Genomic DNA, 20,794 nt, shown 5'->3' with positions numbered 1-20,794 from the left:
ACCGCAGCAGGCGCCGCCGCCGGCGTCGAAAGAACGGGTTGGGCCATCAAAATCTCCGTGTCGGGGCGCATGAGTGCAAACAGCAAAATTGATCCTGCAGCCCGGGAGTATTGGCTGCATCCGAAGGTGCCGAAAGCTCGACGCCGGCGTTGTAACACCGCGTGCCGCGATTTAGTTCACGGCAATGCAAGAACCTGTGCCAACGCCGCAATTGCGATGACCGCCGGCTGTTTGCCCGCCACGCCGGGCACCCCGATGGGGCATACGACGCGAGCCAGGTCGGCCTCCGTGAACCCGCGGGCCTCCAGGCGTTGACGAAAGCTCGCCCATTTGGTGCGGCTGCCGATCATGCCGATGAAGACCAGGTCGCCCCGCTCGCGCTGGCGCTTCAGGCAGGCGGCAATGATCTCGAAGTCCTCGGCATGGTTGTGGCTCATGACGAGGACGGCCGAACCAGGGGAGAGATCGTCGACAGCATCGGCCGCTGGATCGCAGACCTCCTGGCGCCAGCCGAGCTCGGGCGGTTGATCGGGAAACTGGTTATCGCGGCTGTCGATCCAGTGCAGCGCAAGCGGCAGGTCGCGGGCGATGTGGGCGATGGCCAGGCCGACATGGCCGGCGCCAAACAAGGCCAGGGGCCGCTGCGGTGGCTGGGGCACATGGGCGGCCAGGTCTTCGCCCGCTGCGACGCGCTCGAAGGCCAGCCAGACCACGCCGCCGCAACATTGGCCCAGGCTGGGGCCGAGGGGATAGCGCACCTCCGCCTCCAGTTCGTCGCCATCCAGCGCCCGGCGGGCGCGGGCAATGGCGTCGAACTCCAGGTGGCCTCCGCCCACGGTGCCGGTGATGCCATCCGGCGTCACCGCCATCCAGGCGCCCTCCTCGCGCGGTACGCTGCCGGTGGTGCGGGCGACCGTGACGAGGATCAGCGGTTCAGCTGCCACGGTAGGTCGAGTAAGCCCAAGGCGATGCCAGCAGCGGCACGTGGTAGTGGCTGTCTTCATCAGCAATGCCGAAGTCCAGCGGCACCTCGTCCAGGAATGCCGGCTCCGGCAAGGCCTGGCCACGTCCACGGAAATAGGCCGCAACTTCGAAAACCAGGCGGTAGCGCCCGGCGGTGAAGGTGGCGCCTTCCAGCAGGGGGCCGTCGGCGCGGCCGTCCCCATTCAGGTGCAGGCTGCGTAGCCATTTGGGGCCTTCGGCGTCAAAGCGGTACAGGCGCACGGCCATGCCGGCGGCGGGGCAGCCATTGGCGGTGTCGAGAACATGTGTTGTGAGCTTGCCCATGGAATCTCCGTCGATTGATGCAAAGTGTAGGGATGAGCACGCCCCATCAGCCCCGGTATCCCCGCGACCTCGTCGGCTACGGCGAGAACCCGCCCCACGCGCAATGGCCCGGCGGCGCCCGGGTGGCCGTGCAGTTCGTCCTCAACTACGAAGAGGGCGGCGAGAACTCCGTGCTGCATGGCGACGCCGGCAGCGAGCAGTTCCTGTCCGAGATGGCCAACCCGCCCAGCTTCCCGGCGCGGCACCTGAGCATGGAAAGCATCTACGAGTACGGCTCGCGCGTGGGCGTGTGGCGGCTGCTGAAGGAGTTCGAGCAGCGCGCGCTGCCGTTGACGATCTTCGGCGTGGGCATGGCGCTGGAGCGCTCGCCCGAAGTGACCCAGGCCTTCGTCGAGCTCAACCACGAGATCGCCTCCCACGGCTGGCGCTGGGTGCACTACCAGAACATCGACGAAGACACCGAGCGCGCCCACATGGCCCAGGCAATGGCGAGCCTCAAGCGCCTGACGCTGGGCCGTGACCCGCATGGCCTGGGCTGGTACACCGGCCGCGACAGCCCCAACACCCGCCGCCTGGTGGCCGATTTCGGCGGCTTCGACTACGACAGCGACTACTACGGCGACGACCTGCCCTTCTGGCTGCAGGTCAGGAAGACCAACGGTGAGCTGGCGCCGCACCTCGTCGTGCCCTACACGCTGGACTGCAACGACATGCGCTTCGCCCTGCCTCAGGGCTTCAGCCATGCCGAGCCCTTCTTCGAATACCTGCGTGACAGCTTCGATGTGCTCTATGCCGAGGGCGCCGACAGCCCGAAGATGATGAGCATCGGCATGCACTGCCGCCTGCTCGGCCGCCCGGGCCGCATGCGGGCCCTGCAGAAGTTCCTGGACCACATCGAGGCGCATGACCGCGTCTGGGTCTGCCGGCGGCTGGACATCGCGCGGCATTGGAAAACTACCCATCCGTTTGACGCCAAGACGGCCTTTGTCTGGGAATGATGGGCTCTCGAACCATGCCGGACAGTGGACTTTTGACAGCGGCTGCGATATTGCTCATCGGCGGTCTGTTGCTGACCGATGCGTCAAGCGCTGGCGAACTCCCTGCCGTGGCGGAGAGCAAGCCCACAGGCGCTCAGCAAGTGCCACACCTGGATGGTGAGGGCGTCCTGGTGCCGATCTGGAATCACCTGGCGGACCTGCTCCCGGCGATTCCACGACTCACTGCCCGTCAAATCCTGGCCTATCTCGGTGCGGAGTACATCGAGAGAACCCGAGAACAAGAGCCCAACTTGGGCGCCGATCGCTTTCTGTCGGGGCTCATATCGAACAATGCAGGCAAGGAAATTCACGTCGCAATCTTTGAATCCCCAAAGGGAATTCAATTGCACATCGACTGGGAGACGGCGCCTTTCAACGGCCTCGGTTGCGACCGCACGTTGCAACTCGACCAGTCGTTCGAGCAGGCCGGCTGGAAGTCGACTCATATGGACCTGGGGCATCACATTTACATGCGTTCGACCCTCTATGTACCGCCGATCGAGCCCGCGAACTCCAAAACCACGGTGACGCTGACTACAAGAAGTCCAGCTTGCATCACCAACATCCTTGTACGTTCAATTCACCCATGACGGCTAAAGACTTCGACGCAACGCACGTCCGCCACGGCATCACGCTGCTGAATGGCGCGACTTCTAGCGACTTCGTCGCGCTGCTGGACGGCACCTACGAACACTCGCCCTGGATCGCCGAGCGCGCCGCGGCGGCACGCCCGTTCAAGTCGCTGGCTGCGCTGAAGGTCGCGCTGGCCCGTGTCGTACGCGAAGCGACGGTGGATGAACAGCTCGGCCTGATCCGCGCCCATCCCGAGCTGGCCGGCAAGGCCGCCGTCGCCGGCAAGCTGACGGCCGAGTCGACGAACGAGCAGCAGAAAGCCGGGCTGACGGCCTGCACGCCCGAGGAGTTCGAGAAGCTCCAACTGCTCAATGCGAAGTACAACGAGCGGTTTGGCTTTCCCTTCATCCTGGCGGTGCGCGGGCCGCGTGGCACGGGCTTCGCGCGCGCCGAGATCATCGCGACCTTCGAGCGCCGGCTGCGCGCCCACCCCGACCTGGAGCGCGCCGAGTGCCTGCGCCAGATCCATCGCATCGCGGAGATCCGACTGAATGACAAATTTGGCGTTCGGCCCGAGCTGGGCGAGCAGCTGTGGGACTGGGCCGCCCAGTTGGCCGTTCACAGCGAGGCCGAGGACTTTCTGACCTGCACCTACGCCACGCCCACGCACACGGCCGTTGCCGAGCAGCTGATGGCCTGGATGCGCGATTGCGGCTTTGACGAGGTCAGCCGCGATGCGGTCGGCAATGTCGTGGGCGTCTACAACGGCACGGGCGCCGACAAGCGGTTGCTGACTGGCAGCCACTACGACACCGTGCGACGCGCCGGCCGCTTCGATGGGCGGCTGGGCATCTTTGTGCCCATGCTGGTCGTGCGCAAGCTGCATCGCGCCGGCAAGCGGCTGCCCTTTGGCCTCGAGGTTGTGGGCTTCTCCGAGGAAGAGGGTCAACGCTACCCAGCGGACTTTCTCGGCTCGAGCGCGCTGATCGGCGGGTTCGATGCAGCCTGGCTGGACCAGACCGACGCCGCCGGCATCACGCTGCGGGATGCGATGCAGGCGGCCGGCCTGCCGGGCACGCTCGACGCCATCGCCGGCTGCAGGCGCGATCCGTCGCGCTACCTCGGCTTTGTCGAAGTCCACATCGAGCAAGGCCCGGTGCTCGACAGCCTGGACCTGCCCCTGGGCATCGTCACCAGCATCAACGGCAGCCGCCGCTACACCGGCGAGATCATCGGCTTGGCCAGCCATGCCGGCACGACGCCCATGGGCCAGCGCCGCGACGCCGCGGCGGGCGTGGCCGAGTTGATCCTGTTCACGGAACAGCGGGCCGCAGCGGTGCCGGACGTCGTCGGCACGGTCGGCATGCTGGAAGTGCCTTCTGGCTCCATCAACGTCATCCCCGGTCGCTGCCGTTTCAGCCTCGACCTGCGCGCAACGACCGACACAGCCCGCGACGCACTCGACGCCGACGTGCGCGCCAAGCTCGACGAAATCTGCCTGCGCCGCGGCCTGAGCTTCACGCTGCAGCCGACGATGGCCGCCAATGCCGCACCGAGCGATGCCGCCTGGCAGTCGCGCTGGGAGGCCGCCGTCGCCGAACTCGGCCTGCCCATCCACCGCCTGCCCTCGGGCGCCGGCCACGACGCGATGAAGCTGCACGAGCTGCTGCCCCAGGCGATGCTGTTCGTGCGCGGCGGCAATGGCGGCATCAGCCACAACCCGCTGGAGTCGGTGACGGCGGATGACGCCGACCTGTCCATCCGGGCGTTTGAACGTTTGATCGACACCCTATGACTCAGAACCGCATTGATGCCTGGATCAGCGAGAACTTCGACGACGAAGTCGGCTTCCTCCAAGCCCTCGTCCGCATCCCTACCGACACCCCGCCCGGCAACAACGCGCCGCATGCCTATCGCACGGCCGAGCTGCTGGCGGAACTGGGCTTCGAGGTCGAGAAACACACCGTGCCCGCCGCCGAGGTGCATGCGGCCGGCATGCAGTCCGTCACCAACCTGATCGTGCGCCATCGCTTCAGCGAGGACGGCCCGACGATTGCGCTCAACGCCCACGGCGACGTGGTACCCCCGGGCGAAGGTTGGACGCACGAGCCCTATGGGGCCGAGATCGTCGACGGCAAGCTCTACGGCCGCGCATCGGCCGTCAGCAAGAGCGACTTCGCGACCTACACCTTCGCGCTGCTGGCTCTCAAGAACTCGGGCCTGCCGCTGAAGGGCGCCGTCGAGCTGCACTTCACTTACGACGAGGAATTCGGTGGCGAACTCGGCCCCGGCTGGCTGCTCAGGCACGGCCTGACCAAGCCCGACTACCTGATCGCCGCCGGCTTCAGCTACCAGGTCGTCACCGCCCACAACGGCTGCCTGCAGATGGAAGTGACCCTGCACGGCCTGGCCTCGCACGCGGCCTATCCGAGCACGGGAATCGACGCGCTGCAGGCCGCCAACAAGCTGCTGACGGCCCTCTACGCGCACAACGACGTGCTGAAGATGCGCCGCTCCGAGGTGGCTGGCATCACCCACCCCTACCTGAACGTCGGCCGCATCGAGGGCGGCAGCAACACCAATGTCGTGCCCGGCAAGGTCGTCATCAAGCTGGACCGCCGCATGATCCCGGAGGAAGACCCGGCCACCGTCGAGGCCGAGGTGCGCGCGCTGATCGAAGCCGCGGTCGCGCAGAGCCCCGGCGTCAAGCTCGACATCAAGCGCCTGCTGCTCGCCAACTCCATGAAGCCGCTGCCCGGCGCCGCGCCCCTCATCGCCGCGCTGCAGAAGCATGGCGAGGCGGTGTTCGGCGAGGCCATCCCGACCTCGGGCACGCCGCTGTACACCGACGTGCGCCTCTACACCGCCCACGGCATCCCGGCCGCCATCTACGGCGCCGGGCCGCGCACGGTGCTGGAGAGCAATGCCAAGCGGGCCGACGAGCATCTGGTGCTGGACGACCTGCGCAAGGCGACGATGGTCGTTGCTCGAAGCCTGGCCGAATTGCTGGCCTGAGGATGCGCCTAGGGAGGCCGGCCAGGCCCGCATTGCACGGAGCGGCCACAGCGCCGTCCCGGTCAGCCTAGTTGCGCTCCCGGTGCAGACTGCCAAAGCGGGTGGCTTGCTCAATACGAATCGATTGAGCGCAACCATTGCTCCGGTAGTCAAAGGTGATGCGGGTGCCTCGCGACCCACTTTGGGGGCCGACCAGGACCTGAGGAACCGGCCCACCGTGATAAGGCGGCGGCTGCCGCTCTTCTGCATACCCCTTGAACTGCGATGAAACGGCGTCGGCCGTCACGCAGGCGAATACCTGCAGGCCATCGAAAACGACGGTGGCTTCCTCCTCGTTCGTGCTCGCTGGCTCAGCGGAACACGGGCCTTTGGGCACCCACGAGTAGGTGACATGCAGGCTCCCTGCTTCCCAGGCAGACCGGGCGTACCTTTCTGCCTCAGGCGGCAACTCAATACCAGCAGCGGAAGGAAGGGTCGTCAGAACCTTGGCCCATGCCGGTGTCCATCTCGCCGACACCGTTTTGAGTATCGACGGCTCGCTGCAGATCAATCCTGGCGCATCCTGTATTTCCGCTCGAAAGTCCGGTTCGACGTCGAGGATCTTCGCGACCACGCGAGGCTCGAAAAGCCGGTCACTGTTCGCCAACGCACGGATACGCGTCAGTAAGGCAGGAACCCCATCGGCACCTTCGACGGCCGTCGTCGGCACAGGCCACCACAGACCCAGCGAGGCGAGGCACGCTGCCATCAATCGCCAAACAAACAGGCTGCGGCTTTCCAAGGGTGCTGTCATCTGATCGTTTCGGGGCTCAAGCCTCGCTCATGTCGACCGTACACCCGTGCTGACACGACTCACCTCCTAGAATCCCAGTATGCCCAAGCTGACGCACGCCCGCGCCCGCCGCCATTCTTGGTGGCTGGTGGCCGTGTTCCTGCTGGGTGTGCTGGCGCCGGGCATCAGCTCCGCGCTGGCGCATGCGCGGGGCGACTTTTCGGCCTGGCAGGACGTCTGCCGCGCGCCGGCGTCCAACGCCAATGCCGCCGAGCCCAAGAAGCCCATTGAGGCCGCGCTGGACCTGCTGGCCAAAGGCCATTGCCCGGCCTGCCATCTGGGCGCCGCCGACCTCATCGAGCCTCCCGCGACACCTGAGCTGCAGCTGCTTGACGACCTGGTGACCGAAGCTCCCGAGCGCTTCTGGACCGCACCGGTCACCGCGCACGCCTGGCGCCCCGCCAGCGCACGCGCCCCACCCGGACTGATCTGAGTCCCTCGCCGCCGCGGCCGTCATGGCCCGGCGTTTGGCCGTCCTCCGCTGCGGACGACGGCGCGACCCAGATCCGGCCTTTCCATGAAGAAATCCTCCCCCGCGCGCGCGGCTGCCGCCAGCGCCCTTCTGTCTGTCTGGACCGTGGCACAGGCATGCGACGACTGCGACGACGCCCCACTGCCCACCCAGGTGACCGCGACCGACGCCGACACGTCCACGCCGCGCAACAAGCTCGACCTCGTCCGCGTGCAGGGTGTTGCGCCCAGCTCCCTGCCCACCAACATCCCAACGACTCGGGAAACCGTCACGCGCGAGGACATCGCGCGCAGCATCAACGCGACCGATACCGAAGACGCGCTGAAGTACCTGCCCAGCCTGCTGGTGCGCAAGCGCTATGTCGGCGACTACAACCACGCCATTCTGTCCAGCCGCGCCTCGGGCACCGGCAACAGCGCACGCTCGGCCGTCTATGCCGACGGCATCCTGCTGTCCAACTACCTGGGCAACGGCGTCGGCGGCTTGAGCTTCCCGCCGCGCTGGGGCCTGGTGACCCCCGAGGAGATCGAGCGCGTCGACGTCATGTACGGGCCCTTCTCGGCCGCCTACCCCGGCAACTCGGCCGGCGCCGTCGTCGACTACGTGACGCGCATGCCGACCCAGTTCGAGGCCCATGCCAAGCTGGGCTATGTGTCCCAGCCCTTCGAGCTCTATGGCACCAAGGCCAACTACCGCGCCCGGCAGGCCAGCGCCTCGGTAGGCGACCGCGCCGGCGACCTCAGCTGGTGGCTCAACGTGAACCGCACCGACAGCGACGGCCAGCCGCTGACCTTCGCCAACCGCCTGGCCAGCACGGGCACCGTGGTCACCAACGGCACCCCGGTGACGGGCGCCGTGCTGGTGCCCAACAGCAATGGCCAGCCCTGGTATCTGCTGGGCTCGGCCACGCAATACAGCACCCGGCAGGACCACGTGAAGATCAAGCTGGCTTATGAGCTCAGCCCCACGCTGCGCGCCAGCTATGTGATGGGCGTCTGGCACAACGATTCAGACGGCAATTCAGAGAGCTGGCTGCGCGACGCGAACGGCAAGCCCGTCTATTCGGGGCCTGTCGTCATCGATGGCAAGCAGCTCACCGCGCCGACTGGTGGCGACTTCCCGTTGACGCGCGAGAAGCTGCTGCACGTCATGCACGGCCTGTCGGTCAAGAGCCGCAGCGGCGGTGAATGGGACTGGGAAGCCGCGGCCAGCCTTTACGACTACCGCAAGGACGACAAGCGCCAGAACACCGCCGGCAACCCACAGCCGGGCGCTCGGACGGGCGGCGCGGGCACGCTGGCCGACGGCAGCGGCACCGGCTGGAACACCCTCGCCCTCAAGGGCATCTGGCGCCCCGCGGGCACCGATCACGTCGTCGACCTCGGCCTGCAGCAGGACAGCTACCGGCTCAGCTACCTGACGTCCAACATCGCCGGCAACTACCTCGCTGACGGCCCCGGCGCGCTGGCCGCCAATGTCCATGGCAAAACCCGCCTGCAGGCCGCCTATGCACAGGACGCCTGGCTGCTGGCGCCCGACTGGAAGGCCGTGCTGGGCCTGCGCGCTGAAGCCTGGCAGGCCCACGACGGACGCACGGACTTCTCGGCCACGGCCGGCCAGGCCTATGCCGCGCGCAGCGAGAGCTTCCTGTCACCCAAGGCGGCCCTGTCCTGGCAGGCCACGGCCGACACCGTGCTCAAGGCCTCCGTCGGCCGGGCCGTTCGCATGCCCACCGTGGCCGAGCTGTATGGCGCCACGTCGACGACGAACTCGGCGTACATCAACGACCCCAACCTCAAGCCCGAGAAGTCCTGGACGGCCGAGCTGAGCGCTGAAGCCACCTGGGGACCGCTGCAGTCGCGCCTCACGCTGTTCGCCGAGACGACCCGCGATTCGCTGTACTCGCAGGCCCTCTTCGACCCGGCGGCCAACAGGAACGTCAGCCGCGTGCAGAACATCGACAAGATAGGCACGACCGGCCTGGAGGCCACGCTCGCCGCCAACGACTGGCTGCTCAAGGGCCTGGACCTGTCGGCCAGCGCGACCTACACCGACTCCAGGATCAAGGCCAACAGCGGCTTTGTCGCAACGCCGGGCGACACCCTGGGGCGTTGGCAGCCCAACATCCCGCGCTGGCGCGCCACCGCCCTGGCAGCCTGGCGCTTCGACGAGCACTGGAGCGCCAGCCTCGCGGCCCGCTACAGCGGCCGCCAGTACCGCACACTCAACAATGCCGACGTGAACGGCTTTGCCTATATGGGCGTCAGCAAATATGCGACGGCCGATCTGCGCGTGCTGTGGAAGATTGACCGCCAGTGGAGCGCCGCCGTCGGCATCGACAACCTGAACGACTATCAATACTGGAACTTCCACCCCTACCCGCAGCGCAGCTACTCGGCCGAGCTGAAATTCGATCTATGAAGACATACCTCACCGCCACTCTGCTTGCCGTCGCCGGCACCGCCCAGGCCCACATCACGCTGGAGCAGCCCGAGGCCCCGGCCGGCAGCAGCTACCGCGCCGTCTTCAAGGTCGGGCACGGCTGCGAGGGCGGCGCGGCGACGAAGGAAATCGTCGTCACCCTGCCTGAGGGCTTGCGCGGCGCCAAGCCCATGCCCAAAGCCGGCTGGACGCTGACCACCAAGCAGCGGCCGCTGAAAGTCCCCTACGACAGCCACGGCAAGGCCGTCACCGACGAACTGGCCGAGGCACGCTGGGTGGCCAATGGCGAGGCCAACTATGTGCAGGACGCCTGGTACGACGAGTTCGTGCTGCGCGTGTCCCTGCCAGCCGAGCCGGGCGAACTGGCCTTTGCCGTGCGCCAGGTCTGCACCCAGGGCGAGTGGAACTGGGCCGAGCTGCCGAGCGCCGCCAACCCCAAGCCGCGCGCACCGTCCGTCAGGTTGAAGGTGCTGCCCGCCCGTACCGAGGCTCACAGTCACTGAGCCGAAAAAGCCGGGTCGATCCCGGCTGATCGCGGCTTTGTCGCAGGCCGCTGCGCCGATGATTCAGCCCGTCACCAGTGCATGGCCCCCGGCAACGTTGCGGCCCCTGGCGAGGCGGCACGCGAGCCGCCCGCGACCATGAAAGCATGAGATTCGGGCCCGACTGCGTCACCTCCCGGTGTCGCCCTGCCAGGCCACCTGCGCTGTGATCCACGCCGCAGCCCCACGTCCCTCCGGGGTGCGTCCCGGGCGGCGTGAAGCGCTCTTTCGCCCCGAACGGCCTTGGCCGCTCGGGGCTTTACTTTGCCTGCATGCAAACGCCACTCGGCGTGCGCGGCGGCCTTCTGGGAACTGACCGGTAGCATCCCCACCTGTTGCAGCAGCAGGAGTCCTTCATGACAGTGCTCGCTCGATTCTGCGCGGCACTGTGGTTTGCGGCGGCGGTGCAGGCTGCGGCAGCCGTCGAGGTCGTGCGCATCCCGCGCCCCGAGGTTCGGGAAGACCGTCGGTCGGTCTACGCCGATCAATTGCTGGCGCTGGCGTTGGCGCGCTGCGGCACCGAGTACCGGATCGAGCATGCGGGTGTCACCATGAACCAGGAGCGCCAGGTCCTTGAGCTGGAGGCGGGGCGCATGATCGACGTGGCGCCCATTCCCGCCTCGCCCGAGCGCGAAGCCCGCCTGCTGGCGATCCGCATCCCCGTCAATCGCGGCATGCTCGGTTGGCGGGTTGGCCTCATCCGGCGCGGAGATCAGGCACGCTTTGGGTCGCTCAACTCACTGCAGCAGCTTCAGCAACTGCGGGTAGGCCAAGGCCAGAGCTGGCCGGACACCGAGATCCTGCGTGCCAACGGCATTCCGGTCGTGGCCGGCTCGGCCTACCTGGCGCTCTTCAACATGCTGCAGGGGGAACGATTCGACTACTTTCCCCGTGGGTTGACCGAGGTCTGGGATGAACTGGAGGAGCGCTCGGACCGCTTCGAGGTGGAGTCGCACGTGGTGCTGCACTACCCCTATGACGCCTACTTCATGGTGAACCGCAAGGCCACGAAGCTCGCCGCCGACATCGAGCGCGGACTGAACCAGGCGATGGCCGATGGCAGCTTTGACAAGCTCTTTGAGCGCTACTTCGGCGAACGGTTACGCCGTGCGCGCCTGCATGAGCGCGTGGTGATCGATCTCACCAATCCGCTGCTCACGCCCGGCACCGCCACGCCTGCCGAACGTCCGGAGCTCTGGTACGACTTCCGGCGCTGGCCGGCGAAGGCGAAGTAGGCAACGACGACCTCACGCCGACAAGGCAATTTGCCTTTGAGACGCAAGTAGGCCGCCCACGCGCCCAGCCCGGGTGCGCTGCCTCAGCGCATCGCGACGATGCCGCCCTCGGCCGACGGCGCCAGCAGGAACAAGCCAGCCTCGCCGCGTTCGCCGCTGCGCACCTGCACGTCCACCAGGCAGGCTTGGCCGACGTCGGTGGCACGCAGCAGGCGCGTCTTGCGCTGCTGCGACGAACGGCCCAGACGCTCGATGAGTTCGCGGTAGACCGCCACGCGGCCCGGCTCGCCGGCAGCGCCCAAGCTGCCCTCCATCGTGAACTGGGCCGTCAGGCCCCAGGCGTCGCTGGCATTCCAGCGCGAATCGAAGTCATCCAGCCGGCGTTGCAGTGTCGCCTTGTCGTCACAAGGCGACGCGGCGGCATGAGCCTCGGCGGGCAGGACCAGCACACCGGCGGCCACCAAGCCCAGAGCGGTGACGATGGCCCAGCTCAGGCTGAGTGGGGCAGAAGAGGAATCAAAACGCTTCATGAGGATCTCCTGGAAAAGGATCAACGGGACAGAGACACGCTCGATGCGCCCGGGGCAGCTCGGCGCGCGCCGCCGGTGCGGCAGTGCTGAGCAGAAGGACGAGGTCGAGGCGTTGCATGGATCGCACTTTGCCGAGCAGGCCGGGCCCTGCCATCGCCCCGAAGAGCCATGCGACGAGCCACGACCGATGGCCCGTCGGGCATGGCCCATCAGCGCGATGGCAACCGCGACGCCGGCCGGAACACTGCGGCGCATCCGGCCCCATCACGCCGGCTCAAACGGAGCCTTCACCATGACCACCCTCCCCCCGCGCCTGGACCTCTACGCCCATATCCACAAGGCTTTGCGCCTGTTCATGAGCGACACACTGCAGCAGCTGAGCCGCCTCGATGTCGACGACCCGCTCGAGCTGGCCACCAGCCTGGGCCAGCTCGACGCGTTGCTGGATGCCGCCCGGCACCATCTCGACAAGGAGAACGAGTTCGTCCACCCCGCCATCGAAGCCCGCCGCGCGGGGGCCAGCGCGGCCATCGAGGTCGAGCACGAGGAGCACCTGGACGCCATCGCCGGCCTGCGCGCCGAGTCCGCCGCGCTGCGCGCCATGCCGTCAGCGAGCGCCGCCCAGCGCCTGTACCGCCGCTTCGCGGCCTTCGTGGCCCACAACCTCGAGCACATGGGCGTGGAAGAGAGCCGCCACAACCTGGCGCTGTGGGCCGCCTACAGCGACGCCGAGCTGCTCGACATCCACCACCGCATCCTGGCCAGCATCGGCCCGCGCGAGATGAGCGAGACGCTGCGCTGGATGATTCCGGCATTGACGCCGGCCGAGCGCGCCCTTGTCATCGGCAGCCTGCCACCGCCGGTTCAGGCGCCGGTGCTGGCCTCGGCGCGCGCGCTGCTCAACGACACGGCCTGGGCCAAGCTGTGCCGGGCGCTGGGTCAGGCCAGCGTGCCGGGCCTGGTGGCCATCTGACGCTGGTTCCACCACGCGGCCGCCTCGCCGCGTGAGTTCAGGCCCAGCTTGTCGAGGATGTTGGCCACATGCCGCTTGACGGTGTGGGGGCTCAGGTCCAGCGCGCGGGCGATGTGCTTGTTGCTGGCGCCGGCGGCGATCTGGGCGATGACTTCGGCTTCGCGCTGCGAGAGCCGGTCGTCCCCGGAAACGGCGGCGGCTTCGACCACCACCCGCGTGGCCGGGCGCACGGCGTCGGCCCAGCCGCGCAGCCGGGCGAGGTCGACCGGGTCGAGCAGGTCGCCCCAGTCTTCACCCGCCATCTGCAGCAGCTTCGGCACAGCCCACAGCAGGCCGCCGGGCTCGCGCCGGGCCAGCGCCGGGGCCAGGGCCTGTGCCGCACCGCCACGGTCGCCGCCCTCCAGCAGCACGGCGGCCAGACGCAGGCGCGCCTCGGCCAGCTGGCCGAGCAGGTCGCCGCCTTCGCCGTCCGCCAGCAGACCGCGCCAGGCGGCGATGGCTTCGTCGCGCCGGCCCTGCAGCGCGGCGAGCTGGGCCTGCAGGCCCAGCAGCGGCCGTGGCCGGTGCGGCATGACGAGGTCGGGCAGGTCCGCACCGATGCGCACCAGACACTCCAGGCTCTCGGCCAGCGCCTCAAGGTTGCCGATGGCGGCCGCCATGCGCGACATGGCAAAGGTCGCATGCCAAGCGCCCCAGGCACCATAGCCCGGCACATGCTCGGCCAGGCGCAGCCGCATCAGGGCCAGGGCCTCGTCATGGCGGCCGGCGATCAGGTCGAACATCGCATGCAGGGCCTGGCCCTGGTTGCGCGCGATGACGATGCGACCCAACCAGGCTGCATCGGCTTCAGCATGAGCCAGCATCTGCCGGGATTCGGCCAGGCGGCCCTGCCAGAACAGGTTCCAGGCCTGGGACGTGTGCGCGTTGACGCCGAAGGGCAGCGACCGGTTGCCCAGCACCTGCATCGCGCCACGGTACCAGCGGTCGGCCACCGGCGACATGCCGACGCAGCTGATCTGGCGCGGCGACGGCGAGCAGATGTACCAGCTCTCCAGCGTGGTCGTGTTCAGCAGCTCGGTGACAAGGGCGTCGAACAGCGGCGCAACGGCATCGAAGCGGCAGCTTTCCATCGCATGCCAGGTGCGGCCCAGCAGCGTCACGCGGCGCAGCTCGCCGCTCAGCGCAAACGGGTCGAGGTCGCGCAGCAGGGCTTCAGCCTCCTGGAGGCGGCCCTGCGCGATCAGCAGGATGCTGCGATGGCCGCGCGCGGCGAGCAGACCGGCCTGGTCGCCGCGCGCGTCGAACAGCGCCTCGGCGCGGCTCTGATGCCATTCGGCCTGCTGGGCCTCCCACAGCACCCACAGCGCCAGCGCCTTGACGCGGTGCAGTTCCGGGCTGGACTCGGCAAAGGCAGGGTCGAAGCGCCGGGTCAGGTCCAGCAGGCCCTGGGCGCCGAGCTGGTTCATCAGCAAGGCGCCGTCTGCCAGCAGCAGCTCGGCTGCACGCTCGGGGCGGCCCGCGGCCAGCAACAGGCTCTGCCGGCGCACCGCGTCCGTCTCCAGCATCGCGGCGCGCTCCAGCTGCTGGCGGTAGACCTCGGGCTGCTCCTGGCGCAGGCGCTGTTGCAGCATGTCACGCAAGAGCTGGTGCAGGCGCAGCGTGTGGGGCGCCAGGTCGACGACGGTCACGAAGAGCGAGAGGCGCTCCATATCGGCCAGCCAGCCGGCTGCGTGGGCGTCCTCGCCCAGCGCCTGGCAGCGCGCGGCGTCAAGTTCGTGCAGCACGCTGGTGCGCAGCAGGAAGCCGCGCAGGCCCGGTTCCAGCCGGTCCAGTACCTCGGCGGCCAGGTAGTCGAAGGTGGCGCGGTCGATGGCTGCGGGCAGGCGCTGTTGTCCCGCGCCCAAAGCCAGGCGCAGGCCGGCGGGCCAGCCCTGGCAGCGCTCGTAGAGCCCCGCCGCAGCGGTTTCGTCCAGGCCCGCGGCCTGGGCCAGTTGCTCGACCTCGCCGCGCGCCAGCGCCAGCTCGACGGGGCCGAGGTCAGCCAGCTCGCCGGCGGCCCGCAGCCGTGCCAGGCGCAGCGCGGGCTCGTGGCGGGCGGCCAGTACCAGGCGCCAGCGCTCGCCCATGCGGGCCAGCCAGCGGTCCAGGAACTGCAACGCAGCCGGGTCGACGAGATGGTGGGCGTCGTCCAGCACGATCAGGCCATGCTCGACCTCGCAGGCCTCCAGCGCATTCAGCATCGCATCGGCCACGGTGACGATCTCGGTGCCGCCGCGCAGCGCCGCGTCTCGCAGGCCCTCGGGCGCCGTGCGCCAGGGCGGGTCATAAGGCTCGAAGGCGGCGAACAGGCAGTCCAGCAGGCGGCCGAGGTCGTCGCCTTCGTCCAGGGCCACCCAGGCAATGGCCGTGTCGGCGCCCGCATCGGCCAGGGCCTGGGTCAGCAACGACGTCTTGCCATAGCCGGCAGGCGCGCAGATCAACAGCACGCGGTGAGCATCCAGCGCGCGCTGCACGTCGGCCAGCAGGGCCGGGCGTGGCAGCAGCAGGCCGGCACGCGGGCGCGGCGCACGGGTCTTGGTGTGGGCGAGAGCCATGGGCGCGGATGCTAGTTCACAGACCCCGGGCTTGAGGGGGTGAGATGGCTCCATCGGCTAACGATTGCCTAACGGTCGCTCTCCAGACTGGCGCACAACCTGATCGGAGACCCCACCATGAAGCTTGCCCGACTGCTGCTGCCCCTGACCCTTGCCGCCAGCCTTGGCGCCCATGCCCAGCAGGGCGTGAGCCTTGCAACCGGATTCACCGACTTCACCAGCTGGTCGCTGTACGGCAGCGCGACGGCGTCCAACACGACGCCGGGCAACGGCTTCACCTACAGCGACCTGATGCTGACGGCACCAGGTGTCGGCGGCCAGGGCGGCGCCGGCTTCGCGCCGAATGCCCTCACGCTGGACTTCAACCAGGCCTTCGCTTTCGACTTCCACTTCTTCATCCCCGTCAGCCAGGGCCTGCGCGGCGATGGCCTCACCTTCACGCTGAGCGACACGGCCGGCGTCGGCGGCGCAGGCTCGGGCCTCGGCTATGACGGTCTGAGTCCGGCCAGCGTGGCCTTTGCCATCGACACCTTTCATTTCAACGGCGAACCGGTGTCGCCCAGCCTGCAGATCCTGTCCGGCGGCTCAGTGGCGCCGCTGGCTGCTACCGAAACCGGCCTGGGCGACACCATCCGCGACCCTGACTTCCAGTGGTATGCCTCGGTGCAGTACACCCCCTCGGGGCTGAACGACAACGCCGGCATGCTGACCGGCACCATCGAGCACTTGAACCTCGGCATCTACACGGTCAGCGCCCAGGTCAGCTTCGACCAGCTCGGCCTCGTCGGCACGCCGGTGTTCTACGGCTTCACGGCCGCCAATGGCCTGGCCACCGATGGCCATTTCGTGACCAGCGCCGTGCCGGTGCCCGAGCCGGGCAGTTGGACCCTGATCCTGGCCGGCCTGGCCTGCCTGGCCATGCTGGCCCGGCGCCGCCGCGCGCGTTGACGTGATCCAAGTCGCTGCCCTCGGCCCGCGGCCCGCCTGCGGGACGCCCCTTGACTGTCACGCCTCGGCCGCGACGTTGAAGACGCCAGCCTCGGACAAGCGAAACCCGCAACGGCTGTAGAACTCCCGCAGGTCAGGCTCGAAGTCGACGTGCACCCAAGTGACCCCGCGCCCCCTGGCTTGCTCCAGCGCGGCAAGAACCAACGCCTTTCCGATGCCCCGCCGCCGGCAACTGGGATGAACCGTGGTGTCCAGGACAAACGCATGCGTCTTGCCGTCCCAGGCGACGTTGACGTAGCCGACAAGTTCGGCCCCCCGGTACGCGCAGACGTAAGCCATGCTGGAGCGCAAGACGGCCTGAAACGTCGTGGGGCGATGGTTTGCCCAAGACGCAGAAAACAACTCGTTCAGTTCCAGGTCACCCAGCGGTGGCGAGAGCTTGTATTCGATGGCTGGCGCTGAATTCATGGGAGCCGGCGGCTGGAACCCGTTGTCAGGCGTCATCCCACTCAGCGACGAACGCAGTAGCGGATGTGGGTGGCTTCCGGGGTGTCGATCACCCGGACAATCTCCAACTCCACGCGCGAAGGCAACATCTCGAACAACCGGCGGCCACCACCGAGCAGGACCGGGATCTGGTGGATCTGCAACTCGTCCAGCACACCAGCCTCGAGCGCCCGTTGCGCCGTGTACGCACCAAGCATCAGCACGATGCGATCCCCGGCGGCGGCCTTTGCCTGCGCCATTGCGCGCTCGATGCCGTCGGGCACGTAGGTCACCAACGGATAGTTCGCTACCGAAGGGCCCGGCGGCCGGTGGCTGGGCACGATGATCGGGACACCGTGGTTGTCACCGCCCCAGTGATCGACCTGCTCCACAGTGCGCCGCCCCGCCAGAATCGCGCCAGGTGAGTTCCACTCATCCCACAGTTGTCCGACCGCCCCAGATGGACGGGAGAAGTCCCCATACCACTCGTGCAACCGGTCGAATTCGTCGCCGCCGGGGTTGCCCACTTCGTCGTTCGGGCCAGCGATGTATCCGTCGAGTGACATAGACATGAAGAGCACCGATGTGGACATTTGGGGTCTCCTGTTCTTTCGAAGAATGGTCAGACGTACGCGATGCCGCTTGAGTGACGCCTGACGTTGAAGCTGAGCCGATAGCAGCGGCCTGCGGACGCGAGTCGGCTCGAGAGGCTGGTTCGGCCTCACGCTCGCCGCGAGTGACGCGCTACGTACTGCTGAAGCACACCGTCCATACGAGACTGCCACCCCTCGCCGGTTGACTTGAAATACGCCACGACTTCCGGGCTATAGCGGACGGACACCAGCAGCTTCTTGTTCTCAGACTTAGGCCGACCACGTACAGCCTTCATCGGAACCATGGCTTGCAACTGCTTCGGAGTCAGGGGGTGCGCGTCCGGATCGGCCTTTGCGGCTGCCGTAATCGCTTTGCCTTCCGCCACCGTCGGCATGACGATGGCCGGGCGCTTAGAAACTTTGGACATAGTGCTTCACCTCGCATCGGTTGGCTTTGCGCAAGCTGATGATCCTTCGCGTCTCGCCACGACCTACAAATGCCACGTAATACAGGATCCCGGTATCCGGCGCTAACGCGATCATGCGCAACCCGCCGTACTCGTACCGTTAATCAACCCACACCAGTGATGCATCCCAATCGAGTCCGGCTGCCAATGCCAGCAATAGCCCGTGCTTCTCCAGATTGCTCGCGTCTTTGGCAGGGTCGAACTCAACTTGCACGCTTTAATGTAGCTACATTAAATTTGGCCGCCAATCGCGGGGCATGGCGGCATTGGTGAGGCCGAACGTGAAAGTGAGCGGACGCCGAAGGCGGTCCGCTCCAATGGCAGGTTATGGATCACTGCGGAAGTAGCTGGCCGGCTCAGGATATTCATGTGGCTAGGCACGTAGCTTGATGAGGCCAATCGCGGCAGCCAAGAGTGCGAGCCCCAGAGCGACAACCGCAAGGCCTGCGATGACAGCCTCCTTCCCGCGAAGCCAACCATGTGTTTCGCGATCGTCTTCGCTGACGATTGGAATCTTCCTCGCCACGATAAACCGGCAACCGATGTAGATCGCGAGGAATCCACACAAGGTCAAGAAGGCGTTCTCAATGGTCATCTGAGCCAAAACGTGTGCGCTCAGCGGGCGGCGAAGCCGCCCGCTGCAGCAAAAGGTTAGCAGTACCGCGCATCATGTTGATTTGAGACTGCACGACTGTACTTAGACTCGAACTCGGCTCGGCTTGCGGCTGACTCCCATAGGTCTGCAACGTACGCGAACTCCTTTTCGAACGGCTCTTCAAACGCGGGAACATCTGTGGCGTACTCGCAGTTGCGGCTGAGCAGATGCCCGGCGCGCTCGCCCGCAAATACCCCAGGGCGGGCGCGAGCTGGGGCTGGTTCTGGGTCTTCCCGCAAGACCATCACGCCACCGACCCGCGCACCGGCGTGTTCCGCCGGCACCACCTCTATCACGAGACCTTCCAGCGCGCCTTCAAGCGCGCCGTCCAGGCCGCAGGCGTCGCCAAGCCCGCCACACCCCACACGCTGCGCCATTGTTTTAGCTACGACATGACTTGGGTACAAGTCAGTCTTCACTGAACCTTCGGTTTGCCACCCACCTGCTGCAAGCCGGCAGCGACATCCGCACCGTGCAGGAACTCCTCGGCCACTCCGACGTGGCCACCACGATGATCTACACCCATGTGCTCAAGCTCGGCGGCGGTGCCGTGCGCTCGCCACTGGATGCACTGGCCATGGCTCGACAGGAGGCTTCATGAACCTGGACACCGAACGGATCGACGACGCCGTGCTGGCCTTGTTGCTACTGGGCCTGCATGACGGCCATCGGGCGTGGAAGTCCTTCGACTGGGATGCGATGGGCCGGCTGCACGAGAAGGGGTTGATCAGCGACCCGGTCGGCAAGGCGACGTCCGTGGCTCTCACCGATGAAGGCCTGCAGAGGGCGGAGGCCCTGCTGCAGTCGCTATTTGGCAAGGCGGGCTAAGCGGCTGAGGCCGCACTGCCGGAGCGGCGCAGGCCGATTCATCACCCCGCCAGCAACTGCTCCAACCGCTGCTCGCGCAGACCATAAAAGCGCTTGATCTCGGCAATCTGCGCCAGCAGCTCGGGCCGGCGCGCAGCCAATGCCTCGGCGGCCAGGCCCTGCGCCTTCACGGCCAGGATCATCTTGTTCTTGCTGGTGTGCTCCAGCGCGATGAACTCGAAGACCTGGGTGCGGTAACCCTGGCTCTCCAGCAGCAGGGCGCGCAGCGAGTCGGTCACCATCTCGGCCTCTTGGCCGAGGTGGATGCCGTGCTGCAGCATGGGCCGCAGCACGGCTGGCAGCGTCATCTGCGGGCGCAGCTCCTTGTGGCAGCAGGGCGAGCTCATGATGACTTTGGCGCCCGACTGCAGGGCAACGTGCAGGGCATGGTCGGTGGCGATGTCGCAGGCGTGCAGGGCAATCATCACGTCCAGCGGTTGCACGGCCTGCGTTCTCACGTCGCCCTGGTCGAAACGCAGGCCGGTCAGGCCCTCGTTGTCGATGATGGCACCGCACAACTTGACCATGTCGTCACGCAGCTCGATGCCCGTGACGCGGGGGCTGAGGCCGTGGGACTGCAGCCAGTCATGCACGGCGAAGGTCAGGTAGCCCTTGCCAGAACCGAAGTCGGCCACCCGCACGGGGCCTTGCAGTTCGGCCTCGTCGACGGCCGAGGACAGGATCTCGACGAAGCGGTTGATCTGCTTCCACTTGCGCGCCATCGCCGGCACCAGCGCCGGCTCGCCCTTGACAAGGTGGGTCAGCCCCAGCGCCGACCACACGGGATTGAGCATGTCCAGCGGGCGCTGCTTGGCCTTGTCGTGGGCAGCGGGAGCAACCGCTTCAGACCCATCGACGCGCGTCACCCGCAGCGTTTCGCGGCCCTTGCGGCTGACGGCGAACTGCACCTCTTCGGTCGCCGTGTGCAGATGGGCATTGCGAAAGCGCGCGCCCAGCAGCGTGGCGATCTCGGCCAGGCCCGCTTCGGGGGCGTGGTTCTTGGTGACGTCCTTGGTGCGGTGGCGCCAGAGAAAGCTCAAGGCCGGCTCACCGCGCAGTTCGACCAGGCGCACGGTGAGGCGCTCGACGTCCTCGTCATCACCCACGGGGCCGGACAGCAGCAACTTGCCAAACTGCCCGCCGGCCAGGGCCAGGCGGATGAGGTGCAAAAAGCGCTCGTGGGCCGGCGCGGTGGCGGCCGGCGGCGGCGTGATGAGGGACGTGAACAAGGGCGCGGCCATAGCCG

Annotated in this window: 23 protein-coding genes; 13 read left to right on the top strand and 10 right to left on the bottom strand. The window is 67.4% G+C overall.

Annotated elements, in window-relative coordinates; all coding sequences use genetic code 11:
- Window positions 1–176 precede the first annotated feature (176 nt).
- Both xdhC and uraH read right to left on the bottom strand, forming a co-directional pair.
- The gene (xdhC, locus tag ACXJLH_RS11000) at window positions 177–944 is read right to left on the bottom strand and encodes a xanthine dehydrogenase accessory protein XdhC (protein WP_457351402.1); all 768 of its coding nucleotides are present in this window, start codon (window positions 942–944) and stop codon (window positions 177–179) included.
- Window positions 934–1,287, bottom strand: coding sequence for a hydroxyisourate hydrolase (gene uraH / locus ACXJLH_RS10995; protein ID WP_457444033.1), 354 nt, complete (start codon window positions 1,285–1,287; stop codon window positions 934–936). Before uraH ends, xdhC begins: the two co-directional genes overlap by 11 nt.
- 32 nt (window positions 1,288–1,319) lie before the next feature.
- Here uraH and puuE point away from each other — a divergent pair, with 32 nt between their 5' ends.
- The 4 genes from puuE to ACXJLH_RS10975 are packed head-to-tail and all read left to right on the top strand — an operon-like array spanning window position 1,320 to window position 5,912.
- Window positions 1,320–2,285 carry an allantoinase PuuE gene (gene puuE, locus ACXJLH_RS10990; protein ID WP_457444031.1) on the top strand — a complete coding sequence of 322 codons (966 nt, stop codon included), beginning with the start codon at window positions 1,320–1,322 and terminating at the stop codon, window positions 2,283–2,285.
- 14 nt (window positions 2,286–2,299) lie between these two features.
- Window positions 2,300–2,914 (top strand): hypothetical protein, encoded by a 615-nt coding sequence (locus ACXJLH_RS10985; RefSeq protein WP_457444029.1) that lies wholly within the window; start codon window positions 2,300–2,302, stop codon window positions 2,912–2,914.
- Window positions 2,911–4,692, top strand: coding sequence for a 2-oxo-4-hydroxy-4-carboxy-5-ureidoimidazoline decarboxylase (gene uraD / locus ACXJLH_RS10980; protein WP_457444027.1), 1,782 nt, complete (start codon window positions 2,911–2,913; stop codon window positions 4,690–4,692). Before ACXJLH_RS10985 ends, uraD begins: the two co-directional genes overlap by 4 nt.
- Window positions 4,689–5,912, top strand: a complete 1,224-nt coding sequence (locus ACXJLH_RS10975) for a M20/M25/M40 family metallo-hydrolase (RefSeq protein ID WP_457444025.1) — start codon at window positions 4,689–4,691, stop codon at window positions 5,910–5,912. Before uraD ends, ACXJLH_RS10975 begins: the two co-directional genes overlap by 4 nt.
- Window positions 5,913–5,979: 67 nt before the next feature.
- Here the strand turns inward: ACXJLH_RS10975 and ACXJLH_RS10970 are convergent, their stop codons facing one another.
- On the bottom strand, window positions 5,980–6,705 hold the full coding sequence (locus ACXJLH_RS10970; protein ID WP_457444023.1) for a hypothetical protein: 726 nt from the start codon (window positions 6,703–6,705) through the stop codon (window positions 5,980–5,982).
- A 79-nt stretch (window positions 6,706–6,784) separates the two neighbouring features.
- Here ACXJLH_RS10970 and ACXJLH_RS10965 point away from each other — a divergent pair, with 79 nt between their 5' ends.
- From ACXJLH_RS10965 to ACXJLH_RS10950, 4 genes are all read left to right on the top strand, one after another.
- Complete coding sequence (locus tag ACXJLH_RS10965) at window positions 6,785–7,177, top strand: DUF2946 family protein (RefSeq protein ID WP_457444021.1); 393 nt, start codon at window positions 6,785–6,787, stop codon at window positions 7,175–7,177.
- An 84-nt stretch (window positions 7,178–7,261) separates the two neighbouring features.
- Entirely contained in the window at window positions 7,262–9,637 is a 2,376-nt protein-coding gene (locus ACXJLH_RS10960) for a TonB-dependent receptor (protein ID WP_457444020.1), read from the top strand.
- A complete protein-coding gene (locus tag ACXJLH_RS10955; protein WP_457444018.1) occupies window positions 9,634–10,161 on the top strand; it encodes a YcnI family copper-binding membrane protein in 528 nt (175 codons plus the stop codon). Before ACXJLH_RS10960 ends, ACXJLH_RS10955 begins: the two co-directional genes overlap by 4 nt.
- 374 nt (window positions 10,162–10,535) lie before the next feature.
- Complete coding sequence (locus ACXJLH_RS10950; RefSeq protein ID WP_457444016.1) at window positions 10,536–11,435, top strand: hypothetical protein; 900 nt, start codon at window positions 10,536–10,538, stop codon at window positions 11,433–11,435.
- Window positions 11,436–11,518: 83 nt separating this feature from the next.
- On the opposite strand, the gene ACXJLH_RS10945 is transcribed toward ACXJLH_RS10950, so the two are convergent.
- On the bottom strand, window positions 11,519–11,965 hold the full coding sequence (locus tag ACXJLH_RS10945) for a hypothetical protein (protein WP_457444014.1): 447 nt from the start codon (window positions 11,963–11,965) through the stop codon (window positions 11,519–11,521).
- 292 nt (window positions 11,966–12,257) lie between these two features.
- On the opposite strand from ACXJLH_RS10945, the gene ACXJLH_RS10940 reads away from it, so the two are divergent.
- Window positions 12,258–12,938, top strand: a complete 681-nt coding sequence (locus ACXJLH_RS10940; RefSeq protein WP_457444012.1) for a hemerythrin domain-containing protein — start codon at window positions 12,258–12,260, stop codon at window positions 12,936–12,938.
- Here ACXJLH_RS10940 and ACXJLH_RS10935 read toward each other — a convergent pair.
- Entirely contained in the window at window positions 12,905–15,532 is a 2,628-nt protein-coding gene (locus ACXJLH_RS10935) for a LuxR C-terminal-related transcriptional regulator (protein WP_457444010.1), read from the bottom strand. The two genes, ACXJLH_RS10940 and ACXJLH_RS10935, sit on opposite strands and share 34 nt — an antisense overlap.
- Window positions 15,533–15,649: 117 nt before the next feature.
- Between ACXJLH_RS10935 and ACXJLH_RS10930 the strand changes: the two genes are divergently transcribed.
- Window positions 15,650–16,480: a PEP-CTERM sorting domain-containing protein gene (locus ACXJLH_RS10930; RefSeq protein ID WP_457444008.1), complete on the top strand. Its 831-nt coding sequence runs from the start codon at window positions 15,650–15,652 to the stop codon at window positions 16,478–16,480.
- A gap of 57 nt (window positions 16,481–16,537) precedes the next feature.
- Here the strand turns inward: ACXJLH_RS10930 and ACXJLH_RS10925 are convergent, their stop codons facing one another.
- The 4 genes from ACXJLH_RS10925 to ACXJLH_RS10910 form a co-directional block, all read right to left on the bottom strand.
- On the bottom strand, window positions 16,538–16,984 hold the full coding sequence (locus ACXJLH_RS10925; protein WP_457444006.1) for a GNAT family N-acetyltransferase: 447 nt from the start codon (window positions 16,982–16,984) through the stop codon (window positions 16,538–16,540).
- Window positions 16,985–16,989: 5 nt separating this feature from the next.
- Window positions 16,990–17,559, bottom strand: coding sequence for a dihydrofolate reductase family protein (locus ACXJLH_RS10920; RefSeq protein WP_457444004.1), 570 nt, complete (start codon window positions 17,557–17,559; stop codon window positions 16,990–16,992).
- Between the two features lie 128 nt (window positions 17,560–17,687).
- A complete protein-coding gene (locus tag ACXJLH_RS10915) occupies window positions 17,688–17,987 on the bottom strand; it encodes a BrnA antitoxin family protein (RefSeq protein WP_457444002.1) in 300 nt (99 codons plus the stop codon).
- 412 nt (window positions 17,988–18,399) lie between these two features.
- On the bottom strand, window positions 18,400–18,621 hold the full coding sequence (locus tag ACXJLH_RS10910) for a hypothetical protein (RefSeq protein WP_457351436.1): 222 nt from the start codon (window positions 18,619–18,621) through the stop codon (window positions 18,400–18,402).
- A 227-nt stretch (window positions 18,622–18,848) separates the two neighbouring features.
- Between ACXJLH_RS10910 and ACXJLH_RS10905 the strand changes: the two genes are divergently transcribed.
- From ACXJLH_RS10905 to ACXJLH_RS10895, 3 genes are read left to right on the top strand one after another with little or no spacing between them, the layout of a single operon-like run.
- Window positions 18,849–19,103: a tyrosine-type recombinase/integrase gene (locus ACXJLH_RS10905; protein WP_457444000.1), complete on the top strand. Its 255-nt coding sequence runs from the start codon at window positions 18,849–18,851 to the stop codon at window positions 19,101–19,103.
- Window positions 19,079–19,282, top strand: a complete 204-nt coding sequence (locus ACXJLH_RS10900) for a tyrosine-type recombinase/integrase (RefSeq protein WP_457351440.1) — start codon at window positions 19,079–19,081, stop codon at window positions 19,280–19,282. The genes ACXJLH_RS10905 and ACXJLH_RS10900 overlap by 25 nt, the downstream gene beginning before the upstream one ends.
- Window positions 19,279–19,509 carry a DUF6429 family protein gene (locus ACXJLH_RS10895; RefSeq protein ID WP_056192786.1) on the top strand — a complete coding sequence of 77 codons (231 nt, stop codon included), beginning with the start codon at window positions 19,279–19,281 and terminating at the stop codon, window positions 19,507–19,509. Before ACXJLH_RS10900 ends, ACXJLH_RS10895 begins: the two co-directional genes overlap by 4 nt.
- A gap of 41 nt (window positions 19,510–19,550) precedes the next feature.
- Here ACXJLH_RS10895 and ACXJLH_RS10890 read toward each other — a convergent pair whose 3' ends face one another.
- Complete coding sequence (locus ACXJLH_RS10890) at window positions 19,551–20,789, bottom strand: class I SAM-dependent methyltransferase (protein WP_457443998.1); 1,239 nt, start codon at window positions 20,787–20,789, stop codon at window positions 19,551–19,553.
- Window positions 20,790–20,794 lie beyond the last annotated feature (5 nt).

This window comes from Roseateles sp. P5_E4 (assembly GCF_054049255.1).
The sequence above is the reverse complement of the archived record's forward strand: the minus strand, read 5'-3'. Positions and strand labels throughout refer to the sequence as shown.

Excerpts from the sequence above, each read along its gene's own strand:
- uraH (WP_457444033.1), bottom strand. The coding sequence starts at position 1,287 with ATGGGCAAGCTCACAACACATGTTCTCGACACCGCCAATGGCTGCCCC.
- puuE (WP_457444031.1), top strand. The coding sequence starts at position 1,320 with ATGAGCACGCCCCATCAGCCCCGGTATCCCCGCGACCTCGTCGGCTAC.
- ACXJLH_RS10985 (WP_457444029.1), top strand. The coding sequence starts at position 2,300 with ATGCCGGACAGTGGACTTTTGACAGCGGCTGCGATATTGCTCATCGGC.
- uraD (WP_457444027.1), top strand. The coding sequence starts at position 2,911 with ATGACGGCTAAAGACTTCGACGCAACGCACGTCCGCCACGGCATCACG.
- ACXJLH_RS10975 (WP_457444025.1), top strand. The coding sequence starts at position 4,689 with ATGACTCAGAACCGCATTGATGCCTGGATCAGCGAGAACTTCGACGAC.
- ACXJLH_RS10970 (WP_457444023.1), bottom strand. The coding sequence starts at position 6,705 with ATGACAGCACCCTTGGAAAGCCGCAGCCTGTTTGTTTGGCGATTGATG.
- ACXJLH_RS10965 (WP_457444021.1), top strand. The coding sequence starts at position 6,785 with ATGCCCAAGCTGACGCACGCCCGCGCCCGCCGCCATTCTTGGTGGCTG.
- ACXJLH_RS10960 (WP_457444020.1), top strand. The coding sequence starts at position 7,262 with ATGAAGAAATCCTCCCCCGCGCGCGCGGCTGCCGCCAGCGCCCTTCTG.
- ACXJLH_RS10955 (WP_457444018.1), top strand. The coding sequence starts at position 9,634 with ATGAAGACATACCTCACCGCCACTCTGCTTGCCGTCGCCGGCACCGCC.
- ACXJLH_RS10945 (WP_457444014.1), bottom strand. The coding sequence starts at position 11,965 with ATGAAGCGTTTTGATTCCTCTTCTGCCCCACTCAGCCTGAGCTGGGCC.
- ACXJLH_RS10940 (WP_457444012.1), top strand. The coding sequence starts at position 12,258 with ATGACCACCCTCCCCCCGCGCCTGGACCTCTACGCCCATATCCACAAG.
- ACXJLH_RS10935 (WP_457444010.1), bottom strand. The coding sequence starts at position 15,532 with ATGGCTCTCGCCCACACCAAGACCCGTGCGCCGCGCCCGCGTGCCGGC.
- ACXJLH_RS10930 (WP_457444008.1), top strand. The coding sequence starts at position 15,650 with ATGAAGCTTGCCCGACTGCTGCTGCCCCTGACCCTTGCCGCCAGCCTT.
- ACXJLH_RS10925 (WP_457444006.1), bottom strand. The coding sequence starts at position 16,984 with ATGACGCCTGACAACGGGTTCCAGCCGCCGGCTCCCATGAATTCAGCG.
- ACXJLH_RS10920 (WP_457444004.1), bottom strand. The coding sequence starts at position 17,559 with ATGTCCACATCGGTGCTCTTCATGTCTATGTCACTCGACGGATACATC.
- ACXJLH_RS10915 (WP_457444002.1), bottom strand. The coding sequence starts at position 17,987 with ATGTCCAAAGTTTCTAAGCGCCCGGCCATCGTCATGCCGACGGTGGCG.
- ACXJLH_RS10910 (WP_457351436.1), bottom strand. The coding sequence starts at position 18,621 with ATGACCATTGAGAACGCCTTCTTGACCTTGTGTGGATTCCTCGCGATC.
- ACXJLH_RS10905 (WP_457444000.1), top strand. The coding sequence starts at position 18,849 with ATGCCCGGCGCGCTCGCCCGCAAATACCCCAGGGCGGGCGCGAGCTGG.
- ACXJLH_RS10895 (WP_056192786.1), top strand. The coding sequence starts at position 19,279 with ATGAACCTGGACACCGAACGGATCGACGACGCCGTGCTGGCCTTGTTG.
- ACXJLH_RS10890 (WP_457443998.1), bottom strand. The coding sequence starts at position 20,789 with ATGGCCGCGCCCTTGTTCACGTCCCTCATCACGCCGCCGCCGGCCGCC.